This is a genomic window from Actinomadura sp. NPDC048032 (assembly GCF_040653175.1).
In the GTDB taxonomy this organism is placed as follows: domain Bacteria; phylum Actinomycetota; class Actinomycetes; order Streptosporangiales; family Streptosporangiaceae; genus Spirillospora; species Spirillospora verrucosospora.
In genome coordinates, this window is the sequence record NZ_JBEZJP010000266.1 from 1 (window position 1) to 11,234 (window position 11,234).

Here is an 11,234-nt window from a genome sequence, read left to right on the forward strand (position 1 = left end):
GGTGGAACCCCTCCGGCCGCACCCGTCCTGCTTGTCGTGCCCGGGGCCGCCCCGCCGGGGACAAGTAGCTTGATGTCGAGATAAAATGAAGATAGCTTGACGTCGAGAGAAAACCGGCGGAAGTTAGGCGGCCCTGATTCCCGGTCAGGAGTCCGACTAAGGCAGGATCAAGGGAGACGAAGCTCCCGTCCCGCCGCGCGCCGTCCCGCGTCGGCCTCGGGGACGGGCCTTACTGAAGATCAACCCAGCGCCGCGCGCTCATGTCCCGGACCGGACGCGCGGTGGCGACGGAGGAGGAGTCCGTGTCCGCGAACAGCTTCGGCAGTCTCGACAAGCTGCAGGTCGGCGACAGGTCGTACGACATCTACCGGCTGGACGCCGTCGAGGGCTCGGCCCGTCTCCCGTACAGCCTCAAGGTGCTGCTGGAGAACCTGCTGCGCACCGAGGACGGCGCCAACGTCACCGCCGACCACATCCGCGCGCTCGCCCAGTGGGACGCGAAGGCCAAGCCGAGCAAGGAGATCCAGTTCACCCCCGCCCGGGTGATCATGCAGGACTTCACCGGCGTGCCGTGCGTGGTCGACCTGGCCACGATGCGCGAGGCGGTGCGCGACCTCGGCGGCGACCCGACCAGGATCAACCCGCTGGCGCCGGCCGAGATGGTGATCGACCACTCGGTGATCGTCGACTACTTCGGCTCGCCGGACGCCTTCGAGCGCAACGTGCAGCGCGAGTACGAGCGCAACAAGGAGCGGTACCAGTTCCTGCGCTGGGGGCAGACGGCGTTCGACGAGTTCAAGGTCGTCCCGCCCGGCACCGGCATCGTCCACCAGGTGAACATCGAGCACCTGGCCCGCGTGGTGTTCGACCGGGGCGGGGTCGCCTACCCCGACACCTGCGTCGGCACCGACTCCCACACGACGATGGAGAACGGCATCGGCGTGCTCGGCTGGGGCGTCGGCGGCATCGAGGCGGAGGCCGCGATGCTCGGCCAGCCGATCTCCATGCTCATCCCGCGCGTCGTCGGCTTCAAGCTGACCGGCGAGATGCCCGCCGGGACGACCGCCACCGACCTCGTGCTCACCATCACCGAGATGCTGCGCGAGCACGGCGTCGTCGGCAAGTTCGTCGAGTTCTACGGCGAGGGCGTGCAGGCGCTGCCGCTGGCGAACCGCGCCACGATCGGCAACATGAGCCCCGAGTTCGGCTCCACCTGCGCGATCTTCCCGATCGACGACGAGACGCTGAAGTACCTGCGCCTCACCGGCCGCGACGAGGAGCAGATCGCGCTCGTCGAGGCCTACGCCAAGGCGCAGGGCCTGTGGCTCGACCCGTCGGTGGAGCCGGAGTTCTCCGAGTACATGGAGCTGGACCTCGCGACGGTCGTCCCGTCGCTGGCCGGCCCGAAGCGCCCGCAGGACCGCATCTCCCTGGCCGAGGCCAAGCAGACCTGGCGGCGGGACGTGCTGAACTACGCCGAGAGCATCCAGGGCCCGGCCGACGAGGCCTCCAGCGAGTCGTTCCCGGCCTCGGACTCCCCGGCGATCAGCGGCGACACCGACGGCGACAAGCCGCGGCAGCACGGCTCCAACGGGTCCGAGCGCCCGCACAACCCCGTCCCGGTCACCCTGGACGACGGGACGTCCTTCGAGCTCGACCACGGGCACGTCGCCGTCGCGGCCATCACCTCCTGCACCAACACCTCCAACCCGTACGTGATGATCGGGGCGGCGCTGCTGGCGAAGAACGCGGTGGACAAGGGCCTGACCCGCAAGCCGTGGGTGAAGACCTCCCTCGCGCCCGGGTCCCAGGTCGTCACCGACTACCTGGAGCGCGCCGGCCTCACCCCGTACCTCGACAAGATCGGCTTCAACCTGGTCGGGTACGGCTGCACCACCTGCATCGGCAACACCGGCCCGCTGCAGCCGGAGATCTCCAAGGCGGTCAACGACAACGACCTCGCGGTCACCGCGGTCCTGTCGGGCAACCGCAACTTCGAGGGCCGCATCAGCCCCGACGTGAAGATGAACTACCTGGCCTCGCCGCCGCTGGTCATCGCCTACGCGCTCGCCGGGACGATGGACATCGACATCCTGAACGACCCGATCGCCGAGGGCGACGACGGCCCGGTCCGCCTGGCCGACATCTGGCCCGCGCCGGAGGAGGTCGCCGCGATCGTCGAGTCGTCCATCGGGCAGGAGATGTTCACCGAGAGCTACGCCGACGTCTTCAAGGGCGACGACCGCTGGCGGAACCTCGACATCCCGACCGGCGACCTGTTCGAGTGGGACGCCGCGTCGACCTACGTCCGCAAGGCGCCGTACTTCGACGGCATGGGCGCCGAGCCGGAGCCGGTCGCCGACATCCACGGCGCCCGCGTCCTGGCCAAGCTCGGCGACTCGGTCACCACCGACCACATCTCCCCGGCCGGGTCCATCAAGGCCGGCACGCCCGCCGCGCGGTACCTGGAGGACAACGGCGTCGCGGTCAAGGACTTCAACTCCTACGGCTCGCGCCGCGGCAACCACGAGGTCATGATCCGCGGGACGTTCGCCAACATCCGGCTGCGCAACCAGCTCCTGGACGGCGTCGAGGGCGGCTACACCCGCGACTTCACCCAGGAGGACGCGCCGCAGGCGTTCATCTACGACGCCGCGCAGAACTACGCGGCGCAGGGCACCCCGCTCGTGGTCGTCGCGGGCAAGGAGTACGGCTCCGGCTCGTCGCGCGACTGGGCGGCCAAGGGCACCGCGCTGCTCGGCGTCCGCGCCGTCATCGCCCAGTCCTACGAGCGCATCCACCGCTCGAACCTGATCGGCCTCGGCGTCCTGCCGCTGCAGTTCAGGGACGGGGAGTCGGCCGAGTCCCTCGGCCTCACCGGCACCGAGACGTTCGACATCACCGGCGTCACCGCGCTCAACGAGGGCGGGATCCCGGAGGAGGTCACCGTCCGGGCCGACGGCAAGGAGTTCGCCGCGGTCGTCCGCATCGACACCCCCGGCGAGGCCGACTACTACCGCAACGGCGGCATCCTCCAGTACGTCCTGCGGAACCTGCTCCGCAAGTAGCCCGCACCCCGAAACGGGCCGCCTCCCCACCGGGGGGCGGCCCGTTCCGTACGGTCGGCAGGATCGCCTGCGCCAGGTCCTCGGGACGCCCGACGCGCTCGCCCGCGCGCTCGCCGCCCAGGTCGCGGCTAGCGCGGCCGGCACGGGGTAGTGGTCCCTGGAACCCCTTCCGCGATCGACGACAAGGAAGCCATGCACAAGATCGGTGAACTGGACGTCTTCCCGCTCTGCCTGGGCGGCAACGTCTTCGGCTGGACGGCGGACCGGGAGCGCTCGTTCGAGATCCTGGACGCCTACGCGGCGGCCGGCGGCGACTTCCTCGACACCGCCGACTCCTACTCGGCGTGGGTGGAGGGCAACCGGGGCGGCGAGTCCGAATCGATCATCGGGGAGTGGGCCGAGTCGCGGGGCAACCGCGACGACCTCGTGATCGCGACCAAGGGGGGCAGGCACCCCGAGCACCAGGGCCTGTCCGCGGCGACGATGAGGGCGGCCGTGGACGACTCGCTGCGGCGGCTGCGCACCGACCGCATCGACCTGTACTTCACCCACTTCGACGACCCGTCGGTGCCCGTCGAGGAGATCATGACGACGCTGGACGGCCTGGTCGCCGCCGGCAAGATCCGGCAGATCGGGGTGTCGAACATCGAGCTGGACCGGCTCCAGGCCTCCCTGGAGTTCGCCGAACGCGAGGGGACGGCCCGCTACGTCGCCATCCAGCCCGAGTACAACCTCGTCTCCCGCGGCTCCTACGAGGGACCGCGACGCGACCTGGCCGAGAAGTACGGGCTCGCCGCCGTCCCGTACTACGGGCTGGCGTCCGGCTTCCTCACCGGGAAGTACCGCCCCGGGTCCACGGTGGACAGCGCGCGCGCCGGAGGCGCGGCGCGGCACCTGGAGACCGAGCGCGGGCGCGCCGTCCTGGCGGCGCTGGACATCGTCGCCGAGGAGCAGGGCGTCCCGGTCGCGACGGTCGCCCTCGCCTGGCTCGCCGCCCAGCCGACCGTCGCCGCGCCCATCGCGAGCGCCCGAACCCTGGAGCAGCTCCCGCCGCTCGTGGAGGCCGCCCGCACGACGCTCACCGCCGACCAGCTCGACCGCCTGACCGCCGCGTCCGCCTGACCGCCTGCCCGCGGTGTCCGGCTGACCGCGGTGTCCGGCTGCCCGGGCGGTAGGCTCACTCGGCGTGCCACCTGTCGATTTCGTCCTGATCGGGGGCCTTGCCGCGCTGGCCGGCGCGATCGTGCAGGGCAGCGTCGGCCTCGGCGTCGGGCTGGTCGCGACGCCGATCGTGACGATGCTGTACCCGTCCCTGATGCCGGGCGCGATCCTCGTCATCGCGCTCGTCCTGCCGTTCGCGACGCTCGCCCAGGAACTGCGGCACGCGGACCTGCGCGGGCTCGGCTGGGCGTTCGCCGGCCGCCTCGCCGGCACGCCGGCCGGCGTGTGGCTGGTGGCGGCCGCCCCGGACCGCGTCCTCGGCGTCGTGATCGGCGTGGTCGTCCTCGCCGCGCTCGCCCTGACCGCCTGGACCGCGGACCTGCCGCGCAACCGCCGCACGCTCGCCACCGCCGGCGTCATCTCCGGCACGACCGGCACCGCGTCCGGCATCGGCGGCCCGCCGATCGCGCTGCTCTACCAGCGCGAGAGCGGCCCCCGCGTCCGCGCGACCCTGGCGGTCTTCTTCATCGTCGGCGCCCTGCTGTCGCTCCTCACCCTCGCCGCCGCGGGCCGCCTCCCGGCCCGGCAGGTCGTCGCGGGCGCGGAGCTGGTCCCGTTCGTGTTCGCCGGGTTCCTCGCCGCCGGCCCGCTGCGCCGCTACCTGGACGCCGGGCGCCTGCGCGTCGCGCTCCTCGCCGTCGTCGGGACGTCCGCGGTGGCGCTCATCGTCCGTAACCTGATCTGATGCGCCCCACCAAGGCCGACCTGGAGGCCGCCCGCGACCGCGTCATCCCCGACGTCCTGCCCGAGGCCCCCGGGACGCTCCGCGTCCTGTTCTGCGGCATCAACCCGGGCCTGTACTCGGGGGCGACCGGCCGGCACTTCGCCCGTCCCGGCAACCGCTTCTGGCCCGCGCTGCACCTGTCCGGCTTCACCGACCGGCGGCTGCACCCGTCCGAGCAGGACCTCCTGCCCGGCTACGGCCTCGGCATCACCAACCTGGCGCCGCGCACCACCGCCCGCGCCGACGAGCTGACCGAGGCGGAGCTCCGCGAGGGCGGGCGGCGCCTGGCCGCCCTCGTCGAACGCCACCGCCCGGCCTACCTGGCCGTCGCGGGCGTCACCGCCTACCGCACCGCCTTCGCCCGCCCCCGGACGCGGATCGGCCCGCAGGACGAGGACTTCGGCCCCGCGCGCCTGTGGGTCCTGCCCAACCCGAGCGGCCTCAACGCGAGCTGGCCCCTCGACCGCATCGCCGCCGAGTTCGCCCGCCTCCGCGAAGCCGCCGAAGCCCTCAGAGCCTCCTGAGGATCCTTCTTCCGCTCAGGTGGCGTTGTGCAGGGCGGCGGTCGCGAACATCGTCTCGACCTCTTTGAGGAGGCTGGGGGTGGGCTGCCACAGGTCCGTGCGGCCCAGGGCGACGATGGGGCGGGGGAGGGCCCGGATGTCGGACAGGAGCCAGTGGTGGGAGGCCGAGTCGGCCCAGGGGCCGCAGTCGCAGGAGGCGCCGCGGACGGCGGCGGAGCAGACGTCGTCGAGTTCGGCGACCGCGATGACGGCGCCGATCGTGGCGAGCGGGTCGCGCGGGTCCCAGCCGGCCGCCTGGACCAGCGGGGAGTCGCACGCCTTCAGGTCGACGCGCATCGAGGCGTGGATGAGGAGCGGACCGCGGTAGGCGGTCGGGAAGCTCTGGTTCGCCACGCTCTTGCCACCACGCGCGATCGCGAACGCCCAGGGCTGCTGAACACTCATCGCCTGCACGCGGTCACCTCCGTTGTCCGCCCGGTCCGTCCGCCCCCGGGATCGCCGGGACGCCCGGCGACGGACGCCGGGTGTCGTACGACGATGCCCGAGAGGCTAGGCGCATCCCGCAGGAATTGCCAACGCACAAGGCGAAAGGGTCCTTGTCCGTCATGGGCCTTTCAACCCATGAGGTGGTTGATCACCCGTGTGACGCTTGAGGTCGATATGCGGTTGACGCGCCGGTGGAATTCTCAGCCCTTCAACGCGCCCGCCATGAGGCCGCGCATGAAGAACCGTCCGAGGAGCAGGTAGACCAGGAGGGTCGGCAGGGACGCGAGGAGCGCCTCGGCCATCTGCTGGTTGTACTGGACGGCCACGGCCCCCGAGCCGGCCGTGTTGTTCAGCATCACCGTGACCGGCCAGCTGTCGGGGGCGCCGAGGAACACCGCGAACAGGAAGTCGTTCCACATCGAGGTGAACTGCCAGATCAGCGTCACCGCGAACGCCGGCGCCGACACGGGCAGGACGACCGACCAGTAGGTGCGGAGCATCCCGGCGCCGTCGACGCGGGCAGCCTCGACCAGCTCGTCCGGGATCGTCACGTAGTAGTTCCGGAAGATCAGCGTGCAGATCGGGATGCCGTACACGACGTGCGCGAGGACGAGACCGCGGATCGTGCCCACCAGTTCCATGTCGGTGAGCAGGCCCGCCAGCGGGATCATCACCGCCTGGTACGGGATGAACATGCCGAACAGGAACAGCGTGAAGACGACGTCCGCGCCCGGGAACCGCCATTTGGACAGCACGTAGCCGTTCAGCGAGCCGAGCACCGCCGAGATCAGCGACCCCGAGACGGCGATCTTGACGCTGTTCGCCAGGCCGGGCTTCAGCGCGTCCCACGCCGAGCTCCAGCCGGACGTGCTCCACTGGTCCGGCAGGTTCCACGCGCTGCTCGGGTCCGCCTCGTCCAGCGGCTTGAAGCTCGTGACCACCAGCACGTACACGGGGATCAGGAAGAGCAGGACGAACGCCAGCAGGACGGCCAGCTTGACGGCCCGCCAGGCGCCGGACGACCTCCCCGGCTCCGCCGCCGCGCCGCGCCGCCCGCCCGCCGCCCGGCGCCGCGCCGGCGCCGGGGACGCCTCCACGCCCGTCATCGCGTCCGCTCCGTCCGCACCGACCAGACCAGATAGGGGATCACCAGCACGGCCACCGCGAGCAGCAGGTAGGTGGCGATCGTGGCGCCGTTCGCCGGGTCGTGCCGGTCGAAGATCTCGACATAGGCGGCCACGGCCGGCACATAGGTGATGATCTGCTTGCCCGCGATCGCCATGATCAGGTCGAACACCTTCAGCGAGATGTGGCCGAGGATGATCAGTGCGGACAGCGTCACCGGACGGAGCTGCGGGAACACCACGTACCGGTACACCTTCCACTCGGACGCGCCGTCCACCCGCGCCGCCTCCCGCAGCTCGCCGGGGACGCCGCGGAAACCGGCGAGGTACAGCGCCATGACGTACCCGGACATCTGCCAGATCGCGGGCAGGGCCATGGCCGCCATGCCCCAGTCCGGGTCCTGCCACCAGCTGTTCGCCAGCGCGCCGAGGTGCAGCTTGCCGAACAGCTGGTTCAGGCCGACCGCGCGCTCCGGCGGCGCCGGGTTCATCAGCCAGCGCCACACGACGCCGCTGGCGATGAACGACACCGCCATGGGGAACAGGTAGACGACGCGGAAGGACGCCTCGCCCCTGATGCCCTTGTCCATCAGGAACGCCAGGAACGCACCGAGCACCAGGGCGCCGACGACGAAGACCGCCGTGAACAGCAGCGCGTGCTTCACCGCGCCGGGCCAGCTGGGCTGGTCCCACAGGTCGACGAAGTTCCTTCCCTTGTCGAACCCGTACTCGGTGACCTCGTCGTGCTTGCCGCTCACCGCGACCCGCGTGTTCCAGAAGATGAGCCCGTAGACGAACAGGCCGATCGCGACGATGGACGGCGAGACCAGCAGCAGCCCGGGCAGCCACCTGCGGCTACGGGCCCACCTGGAGCCGGAGGGCCTCACTGGCCGCTGTTCTTGGCCGCGCTCACCAGCCCCTGCTGCAGCTTGGCGACGTCCTTGTTCTGCAGGAAGAGGCCCACCGCCGTGTCGATGTCGGTGTGCTGCTTCTTACTGGCGTTGACGCCGTGCCAGAACGAGCCCGCCAGCTTGATGCCGGGCTTGTTCCACTGCTCGAACGCGTACTGGAGGTAGCCCTTGTAGAGGCTCTTGTCGGCGTCCTTGCGGGCGGGGACGGATCCCTTCTTCGGGTTGAACAGGTCCTGCCCCTCCTTGCTGGACACCTCCTTCAGCCACGCGAGGGCGCCGCCGCGGTGAGGCGCGTTCTTGGGCAGGGTGAAGCTGTCCGACAGCCACAGGTAGGTGCCGTCGGTGCCGGGGGAGGGCGCGTACTTGAAGTCGGTGTCGAGCTTCTTGCCGAGCCCGTTGGGGGCGCTCCCGGTGAAGTACCCGTACGCCCAGTCGCCCATGATGTTGAACGCGGCCTTGCCGTCGACGACGGCCTTCGCGGCGCCCTGCCAGTCCGTGGACGCGGCCTCCAGCGTCGTGTACTTCATGATCTCGGCGTAGTCGGTGAGCGCCTTGGTGACGGCCGGGCTGCCCCAGTCGGCGCCCGGCTTCCACAGCGCGTTGTAGGCGTCGGTGCCGAGGTCGCCCAGCAGGACGTTCTCCAGCAGGTGGTCGGCCGTCCACTGCGCGCCGAGCGACAGCGGGACCTTCCCGGTCTTGTCCTTGACGGCCTTCAGCGCGGTGATGAAGTCGGCGATCGTCGCGGGCGGCCCCGAGATCCCGGCGTCCTTGAGGATGCCCGGGTTGTACCAGAGCATGTTCGACCGGTGGATGTTCACCGGCACCGAGTAGATCTTCCCCTGGTAGCTGATCTGGTCGAGGAGCTGCTGCGGGTAGACCGACTTCAGGTTGTTCTCGTCGTAGAAGGAGTCGAGCGGCTCGATCTGCCCGGCCTTGATGTAGTCGAGCAGCTCGGCGCCCGCGTGGCCCTGGAAGGAGTCCGGCGGCTTGCGGTTCTGCAGCCGGCTCGCCAGCACGGCCTGGGCCTGGGTGCCGGATCCGCCGGCGATGGCCGCGTTGACGAACTTGGTTCCGGCGTTCTTCTTCTCGAAGTCGGCCTGCATCGCGGCGAGCCCGTCCGCCTCGCCCGGACCGGTCCACCAGGAGAAGACCTCGACCTGGGATGTGTCGTTGGAGCCCTTGTCGTCGCTGCCGCCGCAGGCCGACACGGCGACGGCGGCCGTCATGGTCAACGCCGCGACCGCCGTCCAGCGGCGCCGGGGAGCACGTACTCGCATCGTCCGTCCCTTCGGTTGCACCGAGAAACAAGCGTCTGCTTGGACGGACGGACGGTCAACACCGGACGCCGAATAGTGATCTTTCGGTGATGCGCGCCACACCGGCCCGGCCCGCGCCCCGGTGGGCGCGGCCGGGGGCGCGGCCGCCCGCGGCTACCAGCCGAGGGCGGGCGGCAGGCCGGCGCGGCCCGCGTCCGGCCAGTCGAGCGGCGTGCCGAGCGGCGCCAGTTCGGCCAGCTGGAGCCGGTACCAGGGAGAGGACTCGGGCTTTCCGGTCAGCTCCAGGCACTGCTCCCACGTCCACCACTCGGCCCGCTCCACCTCCTCGGGATTCGGGTGGACGGCCTCGCCCGCGGGGACGACGGCGCGCACGACCGGGCAGCGCTCGTGCTCGACCGTCCCGTCGTCGGCCACGGCCCGGTACTGGAACCGCGGCAGGACCGGGGTCAGTGTCGCGTCCTGGATGTCCAGCTCGTCCTGCAATCGCCGGAGCACGGCGTCGCGCAGCTTCTCGCCGGGGCCCGGATGGCCGCAGCAGCTGCCCGTCCAGACACCGGGGAAGGTGCGCTTCCCGAGGGCGCGCTGAGTGATCAGCACACGACCCTCCGTGTCCGTGACATAGCAGGAGAAGGCCAGGTGGTACGGCGTGTCTCTATGGTGGCTGGCGCTCTTGGGCGCGGTTCCGACGGCCTCGTCGTCCGCGTTGAGCAGCACAATCTCTTCGACGCCCATGCTCTTTTCCTACCTCATCCCTCGCACCGGGGTCAGTCTTTTCACACCCCCCGGGCGGGTGGTCTGCGGCGCGTCGCGGGCGAACCGGGATTAAACTCGGAACGGCCCGAGCCAGGGGAGACCGAATCCCCGACGGAGGAGTTGAAACGAGTGAGCTTGCTGGAGTCGATCACGGGTCCCGACGACCTCAAGCGACTGGACGCCGCTCAGCTGTCTCGGCTCGCGGAGGAGATCCGCGAGTTCCTCGTCCAGGCGGTCTCCAAGACCGGGGGGCACCTGGGGCCCAACCTGGGCGCGGTCGAGCTGACGATCGCGCTGCACCGCGTCTTCGACTCGCCGCACGACAAGATTCTCTTCGACACGGGCCACCAGGCCTACGTGCACAAGATTCTCACCGGCCGGCACGACTTCGAGCTGCTGCGCCAGCGCGGCGGCCTGTCGGGCTACCCGAGCCGCGCCGAGTCCGAGCACGACATCATCGAGAACTCGCACGCCTCGACGGCCCTGTCCTACGCCGACGGGTTCGCCAAGGCGTTCCAGCTGCGCGGCGAGGACGACCGCGCCGTCGTCGCGGTCGTCGGTGACGGCGCGCTGACCGGCGGCATGTGCTGGGAGGCGCTGAACAACATCGCCGCCGGCGTCGATCGCCCCGTCATCGTCGTCGTCAACGACAACGGCCGCTCCTACTCGCCGACCATCGGCGGCCTCGCCTCGCACCTGGCCGACCTGCGCGTCACCCAGGGCTACGAGAACGCGCTCGACCTGATCAAGAAGACGGTGCCGCGGGCGCCCGTGGTCGGCAACGTCGCCTACGAGGCGCTGCACGGCATCAAGAAGGGCCTCAAGGACGTCCTGCAGCCGCAGGCCATGTTCGAGGACCTCGGCATGAAGTACGTCGGCCCGATCGACGGCCACGACGAGGACGCCGTCGAGCGGGCGCTGCGCCGCGCCCGCGGGTTCGGCCGCCCGGTGATCGTGCACTGCATCACCACCAAGGGCCGCGGCTACGCCCCCGCCGAGAACGACACCGAGGACTGCATGCACGGCGGCGGCGCGTTCGACCCCGCCACCGGCAAGTTCGTCACCGGCAAGGGCGGCCCCGACTGGACGAAGGTCTTCGGCGAGGAGATGGTGGCGATCGGGCGCGAGCGCCGCGACGTCGTCGGC

10 protein-coding genes are annotated in these 11,234 nt (G+C 70.8%); 5 read left to right on the forward strand and 5 right to left on the reverse strand.

What is annotated here, in order from left to right; translation table 11 throughout:
- Positions 1-302 precede the first annotated feature (302 nt).
- The 4 genes from AB0C69_RS28010 to mug all read left to right on the forward strand — a co-directional run bounded on the left by AB0C69_RS28010 (position 303) and on the right by mug (position 5,537).
- Positions 303-3,068: an aconitate hydratase AcnA gene (locus tag AB0C69_RS28010; protein WP_353832618.1), complete on the forward strand. Its 2,766-nt coding sequence runs from the start codon at positions 303-305 to the stop codon at positions 3,066-3,068.
- 192 nt (positions 3,069-3,260) lie between these two features.
- Positions 3,261-4,190 carry an aldo/keto reductase gene (locus tag AB0C69_RS28015; RefSeq protein WP_353832615.1) on the forward strand — a complete coding sequence of 310 codons (930 nt, stop codon included), beginning with the start codon at positions 3,261-3,263 and terminating at the stop codon, positions 4,188-4,190.
- 64 nt (positions 4,191-4,254) lie between these two features.
- Entirely contained in the window at positions 4,255-4,974 is a 720-nt protein-coding gene (locus AB0C69_RS28020) for a sulfite exporter TauE/SafE family protein (RefSeq protein WP_345177433.1), read from the forward strand.
- Positions 4,974-5,537, forward strand: a complete 564-nt coding sequence (gene mug / locus AB0C69_RS28025) for a G/U mismatch-specific DNA glycosylase (RefSeq protein ID WP_345177432.1) — start codon at positions 4,974-4,976, stop codon at positions 5,535-5,537. Before AB0C69_RS28020 ends, mug begins: the two co-directional genes overlap by 1 nt.
- 15 nt (positions 5,538-5,552) lie before the next feature.
- On the opposite strand, the gene AB0C69_RS28030 is transcribed toward mug, so the two are convergent.
- The 5 genes from AB0C69_RS28030 to idi form a co-directional block, all read right to left on the reverse strand.
- A complete protein-coding gene (locus tag AB0C69_RS28030; RefSeq protein ID WP_360358188.1) occupies positions 5,553-5,981 on the reverse strand; it encodes a hypothetical protein in 429 nt (142 codons plus the stop codon).
- A 242-nt stretch (positions 5,982-6,223) separates the two neighbouring features.
- Entirely contained in the window at positions 6,224-7,129 is a 906-nt protein-coding gene (locus tag AB0C69_RS28035) for a carbohydrate ABC transporter permease (protein WP_360358189.1), read from the reverse strand.
- Entirely contained in the window at positions 7,126-8,034 is a 909-nt protein-coding gene (locus tag AB0C69_RS28040) for a sugar ABC transporter permease (RefSeq protein ID WP_345177427.1), read from the reverse strand. The genes AB0C69_RS28035 and AB0C69_RS28040 overlap by 4 nt, the downstream gene beginning before the upstream one ends.
- Positions 8,031-9,335, reverse strand: a complete 1,305-nt coding sequence (locus tag AB0C69_RS28045; protein WP_360358190.1) for an ABC transporter substrate-binding protein — start codon at positions 9,333-9,335, stop codon at positions 8,031-8,033. The genes AB0C69_RS28040 and AB0C69_RS28045 overlap by 4 nt, the downstream gene beginning before the upstream one ends.
- Before the next feature lie 153 nt (positions 9,336-9,488).
- Positions 9,489-10,067 carry an isopentenyl-diphosphate Delta-isomerase gene (gene idi, locus AB0C69_RS28050; RefSeq protein WP_345177421.1) on the reverse strand — a complete coding sequence of 193 codons (579 nt, stop codon included), beginning with the start codon at positions 10,065-10,067 and terminating at the stop codon, positions 9,489-9,491.
- A 150-nt stretch (positions 10,068-10,217) separates the two neighbouring features.
- Between idi and AB0C69_RS28055 the strand changes: the two genes are divergently transcribed.
- The coding region (locus AB0C69_RS28055) for a 1-deoxy-D-xylulose-5-phosphate synthase N-terminal domain-containing protein (RefSeq protein ID WP_360358191.1) at positions 10,218-11,234 on the forward strand (1,017 nt) is incomplete at its 3' end.

Bases quoted from the DNA above. Each gene is read 5' to 3' on its own strand.
- AB0C69_RS28015 (WP_353832615.1), top strand. From the start codon at position 3,261: ATGCACAAGATCGGTGAACTGGACGTCTTCCCGCTCTGCCTGGGCGGC.
- mug (WP_345177432.1), top strand. From the start codon at position 4,974: ATGCGCCCCACCAAGGCCGACCTGGAGGCCGCCCGCGACCGCGTCATC.
- AB0C69_RS28045 (WP_360358190.1), bottom strand. From the start codon at position 9,335: ATGCGAGTACGTGCTCCCCGGCGCCGCTGGACGGCGGTCGCGGCGTTG.
- AB0C69_RS28035 (WP_360358189.1), bottom strand. From the start codon at position 7,129: ATGACGGGCGTGGAGGCGTCCCCGGCGCCGGCGCGGCGCCGGGCGGCG.
- idi (WP_345177421.1), bottom strand. From the start codon at position 10,067: ATGGGCGTCGAAGAGATTGTGCTGCTCAACGCGGACGACGAGGCCGTC.
- AB0C69_RS28030 (WP_360358188.1), bottom strand. From the start codon at position 5,981: ATGAGTGTTCAGCAGCCCTGGGCGTTCGCGATCGCGCGTGGTGGCAAG.